This window comes from Actinopolymorpha cephalotaxi, assembly GCF_013408535.1.
GTDB lineage: Bacteria > Actinomycetota > Actinomycetes > Propionibacteriales > Actinopolymorphaceae > Actinopolymorpha > Actinopolymorpha cephalotaxi.
Window position 1 is genome coordinate 6,811,226 of the sequence record NZ_JACBZA010000001.1, and the last position, 17,971, is coordinate 6,829,196.

A 17,971-nucleotide genomic window follows, 5' to 3' on the forward strand; every position below is an offset into this window, starting at 1 on the left:
CGTCGGGTGAATGCCGGGGAATTCGGATGATTTGACGGCCCCGATCGCCGGGAGGCGACCGGGGCCTGGGTCATCGGTACGCTGAGTCAATGAACTTGCGCCTGTACGACACGCGCGCGCGTGCGATCCGTGACTTCGAGCCGCTGCAGCCCGGCAAGGTCACGATGTACGTCTGTGGCGCCACCGTGCAGAGCCCTCCGCACATCGGGCACGTGCGGTTCGCCGTCAACTTCGACCTGCTCCGCCGCTGGCTGCTGCAGCAGGGCAACGAGGTCGTCTACGTCCGCAACGTCACCGACGTCGAGGACAAGGTGATCGCGAAGTCCCAGGCGGAGCAGGTGCCCTGGTGGGACCTGGCCTACCGCAACGAGCGGGCGTTCACCGCGGCGTACGACCTGCTCGGCTGCCTCCCGGCGACGCTGGAGCCGCGGGCGACCGGGCACGTCCCCGAGATCGTCGCGCTGATCGCCCGACTGATCGAGGCCGGCCACGCCTACGCCAGCGGCGGTGACGTGCTGTTCGACGTCGGTTCGTTCGCCGACTACGGCGCCCTGTCCGGCCAGCGGGTCGAGGAGGTCCAGTCGGCGGGCGACACCGAGAACGCCGGGGCCAAGCGCGACCCTCGTGACTTCGCGTTGTGGAAGCGGGCCAAGCCGGGCGAGCCGAGCTGGGACACGCCGTGGGGCCCGGGCCGGCCCGGCTGGCACATCGAGTGCTCGGCGATGTCGACGAAGTACCTCGGGCCCGAGTTCGACATCCACGGCGGCGGCATCGACCTGGTGTTCCCGCACCACGAGAACGAACGCGCCCAGTCGCTCGCGGCCGGTGACCCGTTCGCCCGCTACTGGCTGCACAACGCCTGGGTCACGCTGTCCGGGGAGAAGATGAGCAAGTCGCTCGGCAACTCCCTGCTGGTCCGGGAGGTCGTCCGCCGCGACGTCCGCCCGGTCGAGTTGCGCTACTACCTCGCCTCGCCGCACTACCGCTCGATGATCGAGTACTCCGAGGAGGCGCTGCACGAGGCGGCCGCCGGCTACCAGCGGCTGGAGGGCTTCGTCGAGCGGGCGACGGAGTTCGCCGGGGACGGGGACGGCGAATCCGTCCTGGACGGGGATGGGCGGGCGTCCGCCCTGCCGGACGCGTTCGTCGCGGCGATGGACGACGACCTGGGCGTCCCGCAGGCGCTTGCGGTCGTGCACGCGGCCGTACGCGACGGCAACACCGCCCTGGCCGCCGACGACAAGGCGAGCGTCCGGGCGCGACTGCTCGAGGTCAGGTCGATGCTGTCCGTGCTCGGCCTGGACCCGATGGACCCGCGCTGGCGGCGTTCGGCCGGCCAGGACGACTCCCTCCGCGCGGTGGCCGACACCCTGGTGCGAGCATTGCTGGTTCAGCGTGAGGAAGCGCGGGCCCGGCGGGACTGGGCGGCGGCCGACGCGGTGCGTGACCAGCTCAGGGACGCGGGCGTGGAGGTCACCGACACCCCGCACGGCGCCCGGTGGGACGTCGCCGACCGAGGCTGATCGACGTACGACATCGAGTGGGTGGAGGCTGGCGTGGCCGGCAACAGCAAGCGCCGTGGTGCGATCCGGCAGCGGTCCTCGGGCAACCCGACGGCGGGATCGGGCGGCCGGGTCCGCCGCGGACTGGAGGGCAAGGGCCCGACGCCGCGGGCGGAGGACCGGCCCTACCACAAGGCGCACAAGCGGATGCAGGCGCAGAAGCGGGCCGGTGCCACGTCGGACACCCGGCGCGGCGGTGGCTCCGGCCGGGCGGGTACGGGCGGCCGGGCCGGTGACAAGCCGGAGTGGATCGTCGGCCGCAACCCCGTCGTGGAGACCCTGCGCTCCGGCGTACCGGTGAAGACCGTCCAGATCGCCGAGCGGGTCGACCGCGACGACCGGGTACGCGAGATCCTGCGGCTGGCCGCCGAGACCGGCACCCCGCTGCTGGAGGTCACCCGGCTGGAGCTGGACCGGATCACCAGCGGCGCGGTCCACCAGGGCGTGGCGGTGCAGGTGCCGCCGTACGACTACGCCGACCCCGACGAGCTGCTCCAGGACGCCATCGACAGCGGGCACCCGGCGCTGCTGGTGGCCCTGGACGGCGTCACCGACCCGCGCAACCTGGGCGCGGTGGTCCGCTCGGCGGCGGCGTTCGGCGCGCACGGTGTGGTGGTGCCCGAACGCCGGTCGGCCGGGATGACGGCGGCCGCGTGGAAGACTTCGGCCGGGGCGGCGGTGCGGGTGCCGGTGGCCCGGGCGGTCAACCTCAACCGGACGCTGAAGGCGTACCAGAAGGCCGGGCTGCGCATCGTCGGGCTGGCCGCGGAGGGCGAGGGCGACCTCGCCGAGGTGGCCGACCTGGACGGGCCGGTGGTCCTGGTCGCGGGCTCGGAGGGCAAGGGCCTGTCCCGGCTGGTCCGCGAGACCTGCGACGACCTGGCGCGGATCCCGATGCACTCGGGCACGGAGTCGCTGAACGCCGGGGTCGCGGCGGGTATCGCGTTGTACGAGGTGGCCCAGCAGCGCGCCCGGGCCGCGACCGCGGAGTGACCGCGGAGTGACCGGACCCGAGGCGACCGGCCCGGAGGCGCAGGCGCGGGTGGAGCGGGAGTTCGTGGTCCGCGACGACCCGCGGTTCGCGGCCTGCCACGCGTCCACGGTGCTGCTGCTGCCGGACGGGCCGCTGGTGGCGTGGTTCGGTGGCAGCCGCGAGGGTGCGGACGACGTGGCGATCTGGCTGGCCCGGCGTACGCCCGAGGGGTGGTCACGCCCCGAACGCGTGGCCGGCGAGGACGGCCTGCCGCACTGGAACCCGGTGCTGTTCGCGCCGCCCTGGGGTGGGGCCGGCGAGGTGTGGCTGTTCTACAAGGTGGGGCGGCAGATCCCGGCCTGGCGCACCCGGGTGGTCGTCTCCGGTGACGGCGGGCGTACCTGGTCCGCGCCCCGGGAGCTGGTGCCGGGCGACGAGGGCGGGCGCGGCCCGGTGAAGAACAAGCCGATCGTGCTCGCCGACGGGGGCTGGCTCGCGCCGGCGTCGATCGAACGCAGCGACACCTGGGACGCGTTCGCCGACCTGTCGTACGACCGGGGGCGCAGCTGGCAGCGCGGCGAGTTCGTGCCGGTCGACCACGCGGCGTTCCCCGGCAAGGGGATCATCCAGCCCACGGTCTGGGAGTCCGCGCCCGGCCGGGTGCACATGCTGGTGCGCAGCAGCAGCGGTTGGGTGTGCCGCAGCGACTCCGCCGACGGCGGCCGGACCTGGAGCCCGGTGACGCCGACGTCGCTGCCGAACAACAACAGCGGGATCGACCTCGCGCCTCTCCCGGACGGCCGGCTGGTCTGCGTGCACAACCCGGTCGGCAGGTCGTGGGGAGTGCGAACGCCGCTCACCGCGGCGATCTCCGCCGACAACGGCCACACCTGGCACCACTGGGCGACCCTGGACGACGCGCCGGCCCTGGACGACGCCGGGCCGACGGGGGCGGCGGGGGATCCGGGCGAGCAGAACGTCGAGGAGCGGGAGTTCTCCTACCCGGCCGCGGTGACCGACGGTGAGGGGATCACCGTGACCTGGACCTGGCGGCGCCGCGGGATCAGGTCCGCCCGTCTCACTCCGCAAGACGCGTGACAGAGTACGCCGTGCGGCGGTACCAGTAGGAGACCTGCCGTACGGACGCCTTCCCCACCGTCGAGGAGGACCCGCCATGCCGGTCGAACGCCTGCTCCCCACGCCGGAGGCACACGACCTCCTCGACCTGACCCGGGAGATCGCCGCGGAGCAACTCGCGCCCCGGGCCGCGGAGGCGGAGGAGACGAGCACCTTCCCGCGGGACACGTTTCGGCTGCTCGGCCAGGCGGGTCTGCTGTCGCTGTCCTACCCGGAGGAGTACGGCGGGGGCGGCCAGCCGTTCGAGGTCTACCTGCAGGTGCTGGAGGAGCTCGCGTACGCCTGGCTGAGTGTCGGCGTCGGCGCCTCGGTGCAGTCGCTGACCTGCTACCCACTGGCGACCTTCGGCACCGGCGCGCAGCGCGAGCGGTGGCTCCCGACGCTGCTGTCCGGTGACCTGCTCGGCGCGTACTGCCTGTCGGAGCCGCAGGCGGGTTCGGACGTGGCGGGGATGACCACCCGGGCGGTGCGTGCCGCCGGAGAGGGCTCCGACGCGGATCCCGCCGACCGACACCCGTACGTCGTGAACGGCACCAAGGCCTGGATCACCCACGGCGGCGAGGCGGACTTCTACACGTTGTTCGCCCGGACCTCCCCCGACCGCACCCGCGGGATCAGCTGTTTCCTGGTGGACGCGTCCGCGCCCGGGCTGTCCTTCGCCGCGCCCGAGCACAAGATGGGGATGACGGCGTCCACGACCCGCCAGGTGCATTGGGACGACGTACGTGTCGACGCCGACCGGCTGATCGGCGCGGAGGGCGAGGGCCTGCGGATCGCCTTGTCCGCTTTGGATTCCGGCCGGCTCGGCATCGCGGCGTGCGCGGTCGGGCTGGCGCAAGCGGCACTTGACACCGCGGTGGCGTACGCGAAGGAGCGCTCGCAGTTCGGGCAGCCGGTCATCGGGTTCCAGGGAATGTCGTTCCTGCTCGCCGACATGGCCGCCGGCGTGCAGAGTGCCCGCGCGACCTACCTGGACGCGGCCCGGCGGCGCGACCGAGGCATGGCGTACTCCACCGAGGCGGCCGTCGCCAAGCTCACCGCCACCGACACGGCGATGAAGGTGACCACGGACGCGGTGCAGGTGCTCGGCGGCTACGGCTACACCCGCGACTTCCCCGTGGAGCGGTACATGCGGGAGGCGAAGGTGCTGCAGATCTTCGAGGGCACCAACCAGATCCAGCGGCTCGTCATCGGGCGTTCGTTGTCGGCGTAGCCAGGCTCCGCGTGGGATCTCGGCGGGTGGTGACGACCGCCGGCGGTTGGTAACCGTCGGAATCCCTTCCTACGTTGGGAATCGTCGTCGGCAACCGGAGTGTCGGCAATCACCGGCACCACTGTCCGCGCCGTCAGTTGCCGGCATCGGTAGCCCACACCGATCCGGCGTTGTTTCCGTCCTACCGGACAGGTCCGGTGCGGGACCTCCCTCGGCGTCGGCGAGGCAGGGCGCGGCGGCTTACGGGCCGTCCGGGGGAGGCGTTCGACGGTACGCCGTTCGCACGATGAAGGCATGGATACCGGCTCGGCCAGCAACCATCGTCTGCACTTCTCGCGCAAGGCGCTCGTCGCCATCGGAGTCCTGGTGGCGGTGATCGCCGTTGTCGTGGCACTGGCCATCTCGCGGTCACCGCAGGTGCCCAGGGCGGGGGCACCGGCCGGTGGCGTTTCCGAGGTCCAGCGGCTGATGCCGCCGACACCGCCGTTCACGAAGACCATCGACGCGTACCAGAAGTACCAGGGCGGCACCACCTGCAGCCCCACCGACAAGCCGGGGGCGGTGGACATCAAGAACCTCGTCGTGGCGACGTATCACAACGCCTGGTGGGGAATTCACCGCGCGTGTACGTCGTCGGTGAACGAGCACAAGGAGGGCCGGGCGATCGACGTCGCGTTCAACGCCGCCGACCCGGTCCAGCGCACCCGGGCCAACGACTTCCTGTACTGGCTGCTCAAGCCCGACCAGTACGGCAACCGGAACGCGATGGCCCGCCGGATCGGCGTCATGTACCTGATCTGGAACCACAAGATGTGGCGGTCCTACAACCCCAGCGCGGGCTGGCTGCCGTACAGCGGGTCCAACCCGCACACCGACCACGTGCACATCAGCCTCAGCTGGGACGGGGCGCTGCGGAAGACGACGTGGTGGACCCAGAGGACCGGCGCGGCCACACCGATGCCGTCGCCGCCGGCCGGGGTCAGCCGGGAACGCGCGCCGACCGACATCACCGACAGCCCGCGCTGAGATGCCGAACGAGCCCGGTCCGCCCGGGAGGGGCACTACCCGCGGTTTCCCAGGACGGGAACACCGCGGGTGGTGCACCTTGGTGTGATGAGCCGCGACCGGGACCAGCGGGACCACCGGATCCTGCGCCGGTCACTCGCCGTCGCGGCGATCCTCGGGTTGCTCCTGGTGGCCGGACGGGCAGGGCTGGGGGCGTCGGCGACACCCCGTGCGGCCGTCTCCTGGCCGGCCGGCACGTCGTGGCCCGCGATGGAGTCCGGCCGGTCGGTCGCCTCCGGCGAGCCGATCAGCACCCTCGGCTCGGCCACCTCGCTGGGCGCGATCACCTCGGGTGAGTCGGTCCGGTCCGCGGCGTTCGGACCCTGGATCGACCCGTACGCGCCGTACGTCGGCCAGTGGCTGTGCGACCCCACCCCCAAGCCGGGAGTGGTGGACGTGCTGAACCTCGTCCGGATGGTGTACCGGCCGCGCTGGTGGGGCATCTCGGGCACCTGCGCGGGCCGGATGCAGAGTGAGCACAAGGAGGGGCGGGCGCTGGACATCGCGTTCAACGCCCGGTCCCCGCGCGAACGGGCGGCGGCGGAGGACTTCCTGCGCTGGCTGCTGGCACCGGACCAGTACGGCAACCAGAACGCGATGGCCCGCCGGCTCGGCGTCATGTACATCATCTGGGACCACCAGATCTGGCGTTCCTACCGCGCAAGCTCGGGTTGGCAGCCGTACTCGGGTACACCGAACCCGCACACCGACCACATCCACATCAGCTTCAGCTGGCAGGGCGCGCTGCGGCAGACCAGTTGGTGGCGGCAGGGCGGCCCGGCGGCGCCCGGCGGGGCAGGGACGGAGCTTCCACCGACGGGTGGCCGGATCGCGAACGACAGCAGCAGATAGGGCCCGTCCTGCGGATCGTCGTGCAAGGCTGGGTTGACACCACCTGCCAACCCCGGGTTGACGACGGTCGGGACCAGGGACCAGGGACCAGGGACCAGGGGTCAGGGCCTGGGCCGGTGCCCCGGTCGGGGATCGAGGTCGCGCACCGGTTCCAGGTCGGTGAGGGTGTCGTCGGGTACCGCTTCCATGTCGGTCAGGGTGTCCTCGCCGCGCGGCAGCGCCTCGCGTTCGTCCGGGCGCATCCGCAGGACGGTGTCGACGTAGGAGCGGGCGGACTCCAGCAGCGGGAGCTCGCGGTGGGCGTTCTCCGAGCGGTACCACCGGTGTTCGAGGACCTCGTGGAACACCTCGGCGGGCTCCAGCTTGCCGCGCAGCTCGGCCGGGACCGCCTGCACGACGGGTTCGAACACCTCGGTGAGCCACTGGTGCGCGACGATCTCCTCGTCCTCGTACTGCTGCTCGGTCGCGGCCCGGAACGCGTCCAGGTCGTTGAGCAGCCGGCGCGCCTGGTTCTCCTCCACGTCCAGCCCGGTGAGCCGCAGCAGCCGGCGGGAGTGGTGCCCGGCGTCGACGACCTTCGGCTGGATCCGGATGTGCCGGCCGTCGAAGTCGGTGTGGATGTCGAGCTCGGCGACGTCGAAGCCGAGGTCGTTCAGCCGCTGGATGCGCTGCTCCAGGCGGTACATCTCGCCGGTGTCGAACTCCTCCGGTTCGGTCAGCTCCGCCCACAGCCGCTGGTAGCGCTCGACCACGGTGTCGGCAAGCTCGAGGAGTTCGAGGTCCTCCGACAGGTAGCCGCCGGCCTGCAGGTCCATCAGCTCACCGAAGATGTTGGTGTGGGCGAGGTCCAGGTCGTAGGACCGCTGGCCGGGGGAGAGCTCGTCGTGCAGGTCGCCGGTCTCGGCGTCGACGAGGTATGCCGCGAACGCGCCCGCGTCCCGCCGGAACAACGTGTTGGACAGCGAGCAGTCGCCCCAGAAGAAGCCGGCCAGGTGGAGCCGGACGAGCAGCGCGGCGAGCGCGTCGACCAGGCGTACGACCGTGTCCGGGCGGAGCGTACGGGAGAAGACCGCACGGTAGGGCAGGGAGAACGACAGGTGCCGGGTGATCAGGATCGGGTCGAGCGGCTCGCCCGCGGCGTCCACCCGGTCCAGGACGATGCCCACGGAGTCCACGGACGGGACGTCGAGGCGCTCGAGGTCGCGGAGCAGACGGTTCTCCCGTACGACGTACCGCTCGGCGGCCTCCTTCAGCGCGTACACCTGACCGCGGTTGCGGATGAACCGCACCACGTGGCGGGAGATGCCGCGGGGGAGGGCGACGAGGTGGTGCTGCGGCCACTCCGCGAGCGGGGTGTTCCACGGAAGGGCGAGCAGACCGGGGTCTGCGGCCATGGAGGCGAACCGAGGCATGGGGACCAGTTAATCCGCATTGCCGCCCGGGAGACAAAACGACGGGGTCCGCCGGACGAAACCGGCGGACCCCGTGGCCGACCATGGTCGACCGATGTCGTTTCTTCTGTGCGGACACCTGGCCCGCACGGGCGGCGGCTGCGTCAGTCGGTGAGACGGTCGCCGGTGGAGGCGGAGAAGACGTGGATCCGCTCGGTGTCGGCCGCGAGCTTCACCTTGGCGCCCTTCTCCGGCGGGCGGCGGGCGTCGATGCGAGCGATGATCTCCTTCTGCTCGTCACCGTTGCCGACCAGGCCGTAGAGGTAGGCGTCCGCGCCGAGCTCCTCGACCACCGCCACCTCGACGGGCAGGCCGTTCTCCTCGTTGGAGACGATGCGGAAGGCCTCCGGGCGGATGCCGACGGTCGCCGCGGCGTCCTGGCCGAGCTTGCTGCGCACGGCCGGCAGGAGCGGGACGGTGTAGCTGCCGACGTCCACGCCGGACTCGGTGACCTTGCCGTCCAGCAGGTTCATCGCAGGGGAGCCGATGAAGCCCGCGACGAAGACGTTGTTCGGCTTGTCGTAGAGGTTCAGCGGGGTGTCGTTCTGCTGCAGAAGGCCGTCCTTGAGGACCGCCACCCGGTCGCCCATCGTCATCGCCTCGGTCTGGTCGTGGGTGACGTAGACCGTGGTGATGCCGAGGCGGCGCTGCAGCGCGGCGATCTGGGTACGGGTCGAGACACGCAGCTTGGCGTCCAGGTTGGACAGCGGCTCGTCCATGAGGAAGACCTTCGGCTCCCGGACGATCGCGCGGCCCATCGCGACGCGCTGACGCTGACCACCGGACAGCGCCTTCGGCTTGCGGTCGAGGAACTCCTCCAGGCCCAGCAGCTGCGCGGCCTCGCGGACCTTCTGCAGCCGCTGCTCCTTGGACACGCCCTGCATCTTCAGCGCGAAGCCCATGTTCTCCGCGACCGACATGTGCGGGTAGAGCGCGTAGTTCTGGAACACCATCGCGATGTCGCGGTCCTTCGGCGGGAGGTGCGTGACGTCCCGGTCGCCGATGCGGACCGCGCCGTCGTTGATCTCCTCAAGCCCCGCGAGCATGCGCAGGGAGGTGGACTTCCCGCATCCGGAGGGGCCGACGAGGACCATGAACTCGCCGTCGGCGATGTCGAGGTCCAGCTTGTCCACCGCGGGCTTGTCGGAGCCGGGGTAGATCCTGGATGCGCTGTCGTACGTGACGGTAGCCATGAAGAAGCTCCATCCCTTCACCGGCAGGAACGTGCCGGACGATCCGAGCAAAGGGTTGCTGGCGTGCTTTTTGCAGTACGCCACGGGCAGGGTCATGGTGACATGACGTTCACCTGGATGTCACCAGGTGGCGGGCGGTCAGCCCGAAACCGGCCGCCGGTCGCGGGCGCCCCTGCGCATGATCGTCAGTACGTTTGGTGAGAGTACGGCTGCGGCGCGTCGGGACCTGCCCTTTCTTTCACAGGTTTTCTGCAAGAACGGTCCGATCCGTGCATGCTGATGCTGGCCGGACGGCCGAGGGGCCGTCCGGAGTGCTGTTCGGCGGGTGATCCCCGCCCCGGCCACACCGCCGGCGGGTGATCCTCGCCGGACCGACAGACGGAGGGACGCATGCACGGAGGGCCTGGCAAGCGGGCGCGCCTGGTCGATCTTGCCGCCCAGGCGGGCGTGAGCGAGGCGACCGTGTCCAGGGTCCTCAACGGCCGGCCCGGGGTGAGCCCGGAGACGACGCGGGCCGTGCTCACCGCGCTGGACGTGCTGGGGTACGAGCGCCCGGCCCGGCTGCGGCAGCGCAGCGCCGGCCTCATCGGTCTCGTCGTACCAGAACTGGACAATCCGATCTTTCCGGCGTTCGCCCAGGTGATCGAGACGACCTGCGGCCACCACGGCTACACCCCGGTGCTGTGCACCCAGACCCCGGGCGGGGTCGGCGAGGACGAGTATGTCGAGATGCTGCTCGACCGGGGCGTGTCCGGGATCATCTTCGTCTCCGGCCTGCACTCCGACCTGTCCAGCGACCCCGGGCGCTACCAGAAACTGACCGGGCGCGGGCTGCCCGTCGTGTTCGTCAACGGGTACGTCGAACAGGTCGACGCGCCGTTCGTGTCCTCCGACGACGCGGTGGCGACCGAACTCGCCGTACAGCACCTCGCCAGCCTCGGGCACCGGCGGATCGGGTTCGCGTGCGGGCCGGACCGCTACGTGCCGGTGCAGCGGAAGCTGGCGGCGTTCAGCGCTTCGGTCGGCTCTCCGTCCTTGAAGGCGTCCGGGGTGGTCGGGATCGTGGAACAGTCGCTGTTCTCCGTCGAGGGCGGGCACGCCGCTGCCACCCGGCTGCTGGCCGAGGGTGTCACCGGGATCGTGTGCGGCTCGGACCTGATGGCGCTCGGGGCGATCCGGGCGGTGCGCCAGCGCGGGCTGGAGGTGCCCCGGGACGTGTCCGTGGTCGGGTACGACGACTCCCCGCTGATCGCGTTCACCGACCCGCCGCTGACCACCGTGCGCCAGCCCGTCCACGCGATGGGGCTGGCCGCCGTACGTGCGTTGATCGACGAGATCCACGGGCACGGCGCGCCACACTCGGAGTACCTCTTCCGTCCCGAACTCGTGGTGCGTGGGTCGACCGGGGCGGCGCGGCCTCGCTGAGGGCTGCGGTTTGTGTTTGCGTCGCCGTCGGCCGGGCCGCGGGTGGGGCGGACGCCCCGCGCGGCTAGGCTTGGCGGGCCTGGCCAGCGTGGCGCAATTGGTAGCGCACCCGACTTGTAATCGGGCGGTTAGGGGTTCAAGTCCCCTCGCTGGCTCCACATGAAAGCCCAGGTCAGAAGCTTTTTCTGGCCTGGGCTTCATCTTTGCTCGGCGTGGCGTCTGTCAATGGCGGCTGTCGATGAACGCGCTCACCGTATGGTTGCGAAGACGCGCGGTAGGCGCCGAGAACGCAGCTACCTGCGCCGGCGGGGCAACTCGTTCCAGGTGCTCGTCTACTCCGGTGTTTACCCGCTGACCGGCAAGGACAGCTACCTCACCGACTCGACGAAGAACGAGCGCCAGGTCGAGAAGATACAGACCCGGTTGCTCGCCCAGGTCGACCAACAGCGCCAGGCAACAACCAAGGCGACACCCGCGTACGTCCTCGACTCCTGGCTGGAGGTGCACGAAGCCGAACCCACAACTCTCGCCGGCTACCGCCGAGCAGCTGAGATCCGCATCAAGCCGGCGCTGAGCCGAGTGCCGATCGCCAAGCTCACACCGCGCGTCCTGGAGCAGTTCTACGCAGAGCTGCGCCGGTGCAGGAACCGGTGCGACGGGTGGCCCTACGTCGAACACCGGACGAGTGAGCCGCACGACTGCGACGAGGACGACCGGACGACGCGCCGGCGGTGTCAGCCACACCAATGCCGGCCCTACGCCGCAGCGACGATCCGGGAGGCGCACGTCATCATTAGTGGTGCGTTGTCGACCGCGGTCCGGTGGGGCAGGCTCCAGAGCAATCCGACCGAGGTGACCAAGAAGCCGAAGCAGCCGAAGCCCCCGACACCGAAGCAAGCCGCGCAGCAGGTCGAGGCCGCGATGGCGCAGGACGAGTCGTGGGGAGCACTGGTCTGGCTCTACATGGTCACCGGCGCCCGCCGGGGCGAGGTTCTCGCTCTTCGGCGGCACGACGTACACCTCGACACCGGAATGCTCGAGATCCGCCGCAACATCGTCGACGGGATCGAGAAGGACACCAAGACCCACCAGATCCGCCGCATAGCGCTGGACGAGGGCACCTGCGACCTGCTGCGAGCCCATCGGAAGCGCTACGAGAAGCAGGTCTGCGGCTTGGACGAGGAACCACGGGACGACGCCTTCGTCTTCTCCTACCAGGCCGACCACCGCCGCCCATGCGACCCGGACGGCGTAAGCCACCGCTACAAGACCATGTGCACGAGCCTGGGTATCGACAGCCACCTGCACGCACTACGGCACTACTCCGCGACGGAGCACATCACCGCCTGCGTCGATGTCCGCACGGTCGCCGGCCCCCTCGGACACGGCGGCGGCGGCACCACAACCCTGCGCGTTTACACGGCGTGGGTAGCCGAGTCCGACAAGCGGGCCGCGGAAGTCCTAGCTAGCAGCGTGGCGTCGGCGGTCCCGTCCGATTTGGTCAGGACGCCGCTTTTCAGCTAGATCGCACACGAAGTGGCAGCTCCGGGTAGCAGAATAGGACTATGCCTCGAGGGTCATCGGATGCCGCGTCCGTCTTCTTCGTCTATCCAGGTAAGCCTGCTCTCGCAGCTGAGGTGATGACGTCTGCTGCCAAGCTCATTGGTCAACGCGGTGGTCCGACCACAAGAACGTGGCAAGACCTAGAAGTGGATGGGCGTTTGGTTATCGACAGGGTGCTGGAAGCAATCTCGTCTGCCAGCGTGATCGTAGCTGACGTCGGTTCGATGAACAGCAATGTTCTCTTCGAGGTCGGATACGCTCTTGCCAGCAACAAGCAGCTCCTCCTGTGCCTAGACACCACTGACCAGAGCTGCATGCGCAACTGGCAGGAACTTGGCATCTTGTCTGGTATTGGCTTCACGGCACACGACGGAAATAGTGAGAATCTAGCCAAGGTCTACTTGGAGCAGCGACCCGAACTTCGTGAGGACCGCCTCTGGGAGGAACTACTAGTTGCAGGCGGGGTTGGACCTAGGGAATCACGATCGCTATTCTATCTTCCGGTAGGCCTTCGCTCTGACGCGGAAAAGACGGTTGATCGACTACTCTCGGCTCGCCGTGATCTTTCAATCTACAATGTGGCAGAAGAAGAGCAGGGACTGGCCCCGCTTTCTTGGTACTCGGCGCGCATATACCGCTCAAGTGCCGCGTTAGTTCACCTTCGTTCTCCTTCACGAGTTAGGGCGACGGTGCATAATGCGAGAGCGAGTCTAATGGCTGGAATGGCGCACGCACTAAACGTGCCCACGTTGCTCATCGCTGACGAGCTGTTCGAGCCGCCGTTCGATTATCAGGATCTTCTAATGCGTTACTCGTCCACGCGAAGGCTGAGCGAAAAGGTAGACAATTGGTTAGATGGACTTCCAATCGTCTCTAGAACTAAGACGCTCGGTCGAATGAGCCTTACGGCAGAGTTGCCCGTCCATCGTTTCGGCGAATACGTTGCCGAAAATGAACAAGATGAGCTTGCTGAATACTTCGTGGAGACCGGCCAGTATCGAGCTGTCCTAGCGAGTCAAACTGCAATTTTCGTAGGGCGTAAAGGTACAGGTAAAACCGCGAACATGCTTCAAGCGTCCGCGCAGCTAAGGAAAGATCGACGCAACCTAGTTACCGTTATTAAGCCGAGTGGATATGAACTCGAGAGCCTGATTGAGGTGCTATCACATTTACCGCGACGTGATGTTGCCGATTATCTCTTAGATGGCCTCTGGCGCTATATGCTCCTGACGGAGATTGCGGTAGCAGCCGTGCGAGAAGCCGAAGGTCGTGCAGCGGGAATTGCCACCGGCAGTCCTATGGAAGCGCTGCGCGCCTATCTGGACGACACTGGCATAGCAACCGATGCGAACTTCGCCATCCGCCTAGAGCACATCGTCAACGAACTCATGGCCGAGCTTGCAAGTTTGCCATCCGGGGTTGCCGACGCCGAGGCATGGCTCGGCAAGCGACTATATGCGAGCATGCTCAATGACCTTCGGCGGGAGATGGGACACGCGCTCAAGGGGCGAAAGCGCGTCGCTGTGCTGATCGATAATCTAGACAAAGCGTGGGAGCGAAACGCAGATAGAGAGCAGCAGTCGCGCGTAATTCTTGGCCTGCTCGGCGCAGTCGGCCGACTGGAACGTGAACTTCGTCGAGACGATGCATGGCGTGATCAGGTAAATGTGACACTTGCTGTATTTCTGCGGGCGGACATCTTCGATGTCGTCCGTCAGCACGCGCGCGAGCCTGATAAGATCTCTACTCTGCAAGTGCGCTGGGACGATCCAGAATTGCTTGCGCGAATAGTCGAGGATCGTTATGTGGCGATGCGCAATGATGAGGCTGAGCCGCACGAACTGTGGTCCGTCTTCTTTACACCTAAGGTCAAAGGACGGGACACTCGCACACACCTGTTGTGGAGATCCCTGCCACGGCCTCGTGATCTAGTCTACTTATGCAACTCGTGCGTCTTGACCGCTATCAACAGGCGACGGTCATACGTTTCCGAGGAGGAGATACTAGCGGCTGAGGTCGACTATTCGCGTTTCGCCTTCGATGCGTTGATGGTAGAAGGTTCCACGTCCGAGGAGCTCGACAATGTCCTGCTCGAGTTTGCTAGCGCGGACCCCGTCATGCCCGTTTCTGAGGCAAAGTCACTAATTTCAAGTGCGGCGCCTGGGTCGGACGTCGACGAAATGTTCAGTCGTCTTCTACGTGCGAACTTCCTGGGCCTTGAAGTGGAGGTCGACCGCTACGATTATCCGGCGGAAGATCAGGCCAAGAAGCGGGCACTGGTGATGGCGAGGAAGCTTGAGAAGACGAAACGTCGTGAGCCTCGAGTGTCGGTACACCCCGCATTCCGTCCGTACCTCGAGATCAAGGACGACTAAAGTTCAGGGCGGTAATTCCGCAAAGGACTAGAAGTCCGCGCATCGTCCACTGACTACATTGTCGTAAAGGATCTTGAGCCATGCCACATGGTGTGTTCGCGGCTAATCGCTTCCTCTGTATCGGAGACTTCCGCTCCCCAACTTGGTTCGTCTTGCACTCGGTTCAGCCGCTCGCGAGCGACTGACAATTCACCGTGAGCGAAGGTGTAGGCCCGTGCGAGCGCCTCATGCTGGCAGACGGCAAGCCACGCGGCAGCTCCAGTCACGACAGACGCGGCGACGCTGGCTAGGTCTAAATGTATCCAGCCAGCGCCCCTTGCTACAGCTAGGATTATTGCTGCCAGCTCAGTGGAAAGCATTACCCCGCGCCAGACAGCGGAGCTGCGGGAATGTCGCCTTGCCTTAATCCTGTACCAAGCGCACTGTCCGTCGACCCGTTCGTTTATGTATATGGTTCGCCGTACATCGAGAGGCTCTTCCCGAAGCCTCAGCATTGCCTCAGTGATAACTGGTCCGCTGGACGGAAGGATGCCGGTAGCCGGAGCATCCTTTAGTAGCCTTTCGAGGCGATCGAGCAGGATGTCCTCTGCCAGCTGGTGGTCCTGTGCGAACGGGAGGCCGCAAACCGAGAAGCGCCAGGCTAAAGTCTTGACTGACTCCGCCACTGCGCGGCCGTCGTACCATCGCCGCTCGGGCCTAACCGCCCAAAGCCATGCCTCAACACCAAATATTAAGAGAAAAATTATCGCTACGACGAACGCGAGCTCACGGCTGCTATCGGCGAACACTACAGATACTGCCGCTGCAGCTATTGCTAGCACTGAACGAAGAGCAGTCGCCGTCAGGTAGCTGCCTTGCGCCGAGTTGGACGTGGTGTCTCCGGCGCTGTACAGGCTGGGCAGGTCTCCAGCGTTTGAGAGTGACCTATTCCTTCGGATAACGCGATCCATCTTCCGGGTCCTCCCCTAAGGCCAACGGCTGATCACAAAGGGTAGCGCTGCGGTCAGTCAGTGCGTAGTTGTTGCTGCTGTTCAGTTGGTGAGGTCGTCGACGCTGAGGACCGTGGTTGGCCTCCGTCGACGTCGACCGAGGGGACTGCCATGCTTACATGTCGTGGAACTGATTCACTCGGGCAAGGTTCCGTAGGCGGCGCCGACGAGACGCAGGCCGATCCCGAGGCGGGACCGGTCGACATCCGGGCGCGGGCCACAGACGAGCAAGCACACCAACAAGACGCCGGCGACGACTGGACCACCGTGCCCACCCCTGACCAGACCGCCGACGCCGTAGCCCGCGCCCAACGCGCCCTAACCGAAATCCGTCAACGCGAGCACTTCGACCAGCAGCGAGCCCACGAGGACGCCCGCGACGCCGAGGACGCCCGCGACGCCGAGCTCGCCCGCTGGCATGTCGACGACCAGGCCGACGTGCGGGCTACCGCAGCTACGCCAGCCCCAGACCTCGACCTGTCCACTCCGCTCGACTGATCCTACGTCTCGGGAGTCACGGGTGCGTCAGCCCTGGACTCGCCTACTCAGGTCGCGAGCAGCTGCTCGAAGGCTCTGAACCGGGCACGAACTGCTCCGGCAGATCCCGAACGCCAAGCCACCACGCGAGCCAGGAGTACACGCCCAGCGTGAAGCTCTCATCCCCGCGCCGACGGCCCTCCAACACCTCCACCGCCAGGAGTAGTTCGTCGGAGACAGCAGACTGATTGGCGGTACGTACCAGTGCGCGGTCCGCCCGGACGGCCAGCCGCGCCACATCCCCCATGGTCAACCCCAGCCGACGCATCGGGCGCACGTCCGTCAGCTCCAACACCCACTCCGCCGCCGCATAAGCACCAACAATCGACGGGTACTCAAACTCCAGCCGAAGCCGCACCACGCCGGCCCACGCACCCTGTACCTGCTGCCGAGTCGGCCGCGCCGTACCCGGGATCCGCACATACAAGTCCGTGACCGCCATCGCCGCACACCTCCACAAGCTGGCTCCAAGAACCACAGTCTCACTCCAGCCACCGACAGCGACGTCGCGGCCGCGAACGGCCTACTACCCCGAGGCGTTCGCCGCCGCCGAGCGGTGGTCGGCCGGGCGGTGTAGTCCAGCCGTTGCCGCACCCGCGAGACGTTCATGCCGACGTCCCTTCCCCGTGCGGCCTGCCGGCACGTCGTAGGTGGCGGTGTGCACGAACGCCTCGACGGCGAGCCGCTGCCGCTGGTCCAGGGTGAAACCGCCGGCGGCGACCGCGGCCAGCACGTCGGCGTACCGCTGCGGGGAGGTGACCACCGCGACACTGGCGTGGTTCTTGGCGGCCGCACGGGTCATCGCCGGGCCACCGATGTCGATCTGCTCGACCACCTCGTCCGGACCGGCGCCGGAGGCGACCGTCTCCGCGAACGGATAGAAGGCGATCGCCCGCTCGGTCGCCGGCACCCCGAAGAAGGTCACCCTCGAGCTGGGCGGCAAGGCCGCCAACGTCGTGTTGGACGACGCGCCGCTGGACCAGGCCGTGGAGGGCATCGTCAACGGCATCTTCTTCAACCAGGGCCACGTCTGCACACGGCCGTCACGGCGTTCGCCGACTTCATCTTCACCATCGCCCATATCCCCGCATGCCATCCGGGGGGCTCCGCCCCCCGCACCCCCGACCCTCTCTCCGAGAGCCACGAGGCACCGGCTCCGTAGGTGGTTGGGAGGGGGTCGTTCTCTCATCGATCGGGCAGCGGAGCCAAGCACCGAACCTGCCCGGCTGCAAGGGCCAAGCCTCGCTCCGCTCGGTCGCTCTACGAGCCCTTGCATCCGACCAGAACCGGCGTTTCCCCTGCGGGTGCCCGATCGACGAGAGAACGACCGGGAAGGCACCGTCCATGCGAGGGTCGGCCGTCGCAACGGGGCAACGGGGCAACGGGGCAACGGGGCAACGGGGCAACGGGGCAACGGGGCAACGGGGCAACGGGGCAACGGGGCAACGGGGGCGGAGAGGAACTCCACCGCTTGAGTTAGTCGCAGCGCGCCTACCTACCTCTGCTCCGAAGTCAAGCCGGGACGGCGGGGGAGTTCGAGTCGTAGTGCAGCTCGGAGCACGGCGCGACTTGTGGATCGAAGTGCTATTCGTGGGATGAGCCTGCCAAGCTGCCCGAACCATGCCAAGATCATCTC

At 67.8% G+C, this 17,971-nt stretch carries 15 protein-coding genes, 1 tRNA gene and 1 pseudogene; 12 read left to right on the forward strand and 5 right to left on the reverse strand.

Annotation, left to right across the window (positions count from 1 at the left end):
* Window positions 1–89 precede the first annotated feature (89 nt).
* The 6 genes from cysS (at window position 90) to FHR37_RS30560 (ending at window position 6,802) form a co-directional block, all read left to right on the forward strand.
* On the forward strand, window positions 90–1,523 hold the full coding sequence (gene cysS, locus FHR37_RS30535; RefSeq protein ID WP_092886260.1) for a cysteine--tRNA ligase: 1,434 nt from the start codon (window positions 90–92) through the stop codon (window positions 1,521–1,523).
* Between the two features lie 33 nt (window positions 1,524–1,556).
* On the forward strand, window positions 1,557–2,555 hold the full coding sequence (gene rlmB, locus FHR37_RS30540) for a 23S rRNA (guanosine(2251)-2'-O)-methyltransferase RlmB (RefSeq protein WP_092886262.1): 999 nt from the start codon (window positions 1,557–1,559) through the stop codon (window positions 2,553–2,555).
* Between the two features lie 7 nt (window positions 2,556–2,562).
* A complete protein-coding gene (locus tag FHR37_RS30545; RefSeq protein WP_202818264.1) occupies window positions 2,563–3,633 on the forward strand; it encodes a sialidase family protein in 1,071 nt (356 codons plus the stop codon).
* A 76-nt stretch (window positions 3,634–3,709) separates the two neighbouring features.
* Window positions 3,710–4,885, forward strand: a complete 1,176-nt coding sequence (locus FHR37_RS30550) for an acyl-CoA dehydrogenase family protein (protein ID WP_092886264.1) — start codon at window positions 3,710–3,712, stop codon at window positions 4,883–4,885.
* Window positions 4,886–5,179: 294 nt separating this feature from the next.
* On the forward strand, window positions 5,180–5,911 hold the full coding sequence (locus FHR37_RS30555; RefSeq protein ID WP_092886266.1) for a hypothetical protein: 732 nt from the start codon (window positions 5,180–5,182) through the stop codon (window positions 5,909–5,911).
* 87 nt (window positions 5,912–5,998) lie between these two features.
* Complete coding sequence (locus FHR37_RS30560) at window positions 5,999–6,802, forward strand: hypothetical protein (protein WP_092886268.1); 804 nt, start codon at window positions 5,999–6,001, stop codon at window positions 6,800–6,802.
* A 101-nt stretch (window positions 6,803–6,903) separates the two neighbouring features.
* Here the strand turns inward: FHR37_RS30560 and FHR37_RS30565 are convergent, their stop codons facing one another.
* Together FHR37_RS30565 and FHR37_RS30570 are read right to left on the reverse strand one after the other, a co-directional pair.
* Window positions 6,904–8,214: a DUF4032 domain-containing protein gene (locus tag FHR37_RS30565; protein ID WP_237768968.1), complete on the reverse strand. Its 1,311-nt coding sequence runs from the start codon at window positions 8,212–8,214 to the stop codon at window positions 6,904–6,906.
* A gap of 143 nt (window positions 8,215–8,357) precedes the next feature.
* On the reverse strand, window positions 8,358–9,446 hold the full coding sequence (locus FHR37_RS30570) for an ABC transporter ATP-binding protein (RefSeq protein WP_092886342.1): 1,089 nt from the start codon (window positions 9,444–9,446) through the stop codon (window positions 8,358–8,360).
* Between the two features lie 390 nt (window positions 9,447–9,836).
* Here FHR37_RS30570 and FHR37_RS30575 point away from each other — a divergent pair, with 390 nt between their 5' ends.
* From FHR37_RS30575 to FHR37_RS30590, 4 genes are all read left to right on the forward strand, one after another.
* On the forward strand, window positions 9,837–10,871 hold the full coding sequence (locus tag FHR37_RS30575; RefSeq protein WP_092886270.1) for a LacI family DNA-binding transcriptional regulator: 1,035 nt from the start codon (window positions 9,837–9,839) through the stop codon (window positions 10,869–10,871).
* 82 nt (window positions 10,872–10,953) lie between these two features.
* Window positions 10,954–11,029: transfer RNA gene (locus tag FHR37_RS30580), tRNA-Thr, on the forward strand.
* A 97-nt stretch (window positions 11,030–11,126) separates the two neighbouring features.
* Window positions 11,127–12,395, forward strand: a complete 1,269-nt coding sequence (locus FHR37_RS30585) for a tyrosine-type recombinase/integrase (protein WP_237768969.1) — start codon at window positions 11,127–11,129, stop codon at window positions 12,393–12,395.
* A 41-nt stretch (window positions 12,396–12,436) separates the two neighbouring features.
* A complete protein-coding gene (locus FHR37_RS30590; protein ID WP_139239093.1) occupies window positions 12,437–14,809 on the forward strand; it encodes a P-loop ATPase, Sll1717 family in 2,373 nt (790 codons plus the stop codon).
* Between the two features lie 53 nt (window positions 14,810–14,862).
* On the opposite strand, the gene FHR37_RS30595 is transcribed toward FHR37_RS30590, so the two are convergent.
* A complete protein-coding gene (locus FHR37_RS30595) occupies window positions 14,863–15,759 on the reverse strand; it encodes a DUF4231 domain-containing protein (RefSeq protein WP_092886277.1) in 897 nt (298 codons plus the stop codon).
* A gap of 150 nt (window positions 15,760–15,909) precedes the next feature.
* Here FHR37_RS30595 and FHR37_RS30600 point away from each other — a divergent pair, with 150 nt between their 5' ends.
* Window positions 15,910–16,296 carry a hypothetical protein gene (locus tag FHR37_RS30600; protein ID WP_092886279.1) on the forward strand — a complete coding sequence of 129 codons (387 nt, stop codon included), beginning with the start codon at window positions 15,910–15,912 and terminating at the stop codon, window positions 16,294–16,296.
* A 43-nt stretch (window positions 16,297–16,339) separates the two neighbouring features.
* Here the strand turns inward: FHR37_RS30600 and FHR37_RS30605 are convergent, their stop codons facing one another.
* Together FHR37_RS30605 and purH are read right to left on the reverse strand one after the other, a co-directional pair.
* On the reverse strand, window positions 16,340–16,777 hold the full coding sequence (locus tag FHR37_RS30605; protein WP_092886281.1) for a hypothetical protein: 438 nt from the start codon (window positions 16,775–16,777) through the stop codon (window positions 16,340–16,342).
* A 198-nt stretch (window positions 16,778–16,975) separates the two neighbouring features.
* A pseudogene (purH, locus tag FHR37_RS30610) lies at window positions 16,976–17,215 on the reverse strand (bifunctional phosphoribosylaminoimidazolecarboxamide formyltransferase/IMP cyclohydrolase); the annotation flags it as partial.
* A 52-nt stretch (window positions 17,216–17,267) separates the two neighbouring features.
* On the opposite strand from purH, the gene FHR37_RS33580 reads away from it, so the two are divergent.
* On the forward strand, window positions 17,268–17,810 hold the full coding sequence (locus FHR37_RS33580) for an aldehyde dehydrogenase family protein (protein WP_237768975.1): 543 nt from the start codon (window positions 17,268–17,270) through the stop codon (window positions 17,808–17,810).
* Window positions 17,811–17,971 lie beyond the last annotated feature (161 nt).

Bases quoted from the DNA above. Each gene is read 5' to 3' on its own strand.
- FHR37_RS30570 (WP_092886342.1), bottom strand. From the start codon at position 9,446: ATGGCTACCGTCACGTACGACAGCGCATCCAGGATCTACCCCGGCTCC.
- FHR37_RS30575 (WP_092886270.1), top strand. From the start codon at position 9,837: ATGCACGGAGGGCCTGGCAAGCGGGCGCGCCTGGTCGATCTTGCCGCC.
- FHR37_RS30585 (WP_237768969.1), top strand. From the start codon at position 11,127: ATGGTTGCGAAGACGCGCGGTAGGCGCCGAGAACGCAGCTACCTGCGC.
- FHR37_RS30590 (WP_139239093.1), top strand. From the start codon at position 12,437: ATGCCTCGAGGGTCATCGGATGCCGCGTCCGTCTTCTTCGTCTATCCA.
- FHR37_RS30605 (WP_092886281.1), bottom strand. From the start codon at position 16,777: ATGGCGGTCACGGACTTGTATGTGCGGATCCCGGGTACGGCGCGGCCG.
- FHR37_RS30565 (WP_237768968.1), bottom strand. From the start codon at position 8,214: ATGCCTCGGTTCGCCTCCATGGCCGCAGACCCCGGTCTGCTCGCCCTT.
- FHR37_RS30560 (WP_092886268.1), top strand. From the start codon at position 5,999: ATGAGCCGCGACCGGGACCAGCGGGACCACCGGATCCTGCGCCGGTCA.
- FHR37_RS30550 (WP_092886264.1), top strand. From the start codon at position 3,710: ATGCCGGTCGAACGCCTGCTCCCCACGCCGGAGGCACACGACCTCCTC.
- FHR37_RS30600 (WP_092886279.1), top strand. From the start codon at position 15,910: ATGCTTACATGTCGTGGAACTGATTCACTCGGGCAAGGTTCCGTAGGC.
- FHR37_RS30595 (WP_092886277.1), bottom strand. From the start codon at position 15,759: ATGGATCGCGTTATCCGAAGGAATAGGTCACTCTCAAACGCTGGAGAC.
- FHR37_RS30555 (WP_092886266.1), top strand. From the start codon at position 5,180: ATGGATACCGGCTCGGCCAGCAACCATCGTCTGCACTTCTCGCGCAAG.
- cysS (WP_092886260.1), top strand. From the start codon at position 90: ATGAACTTGCGCCTGTACGACACGCGCGCGCGTGCGATCCGTGACTTC.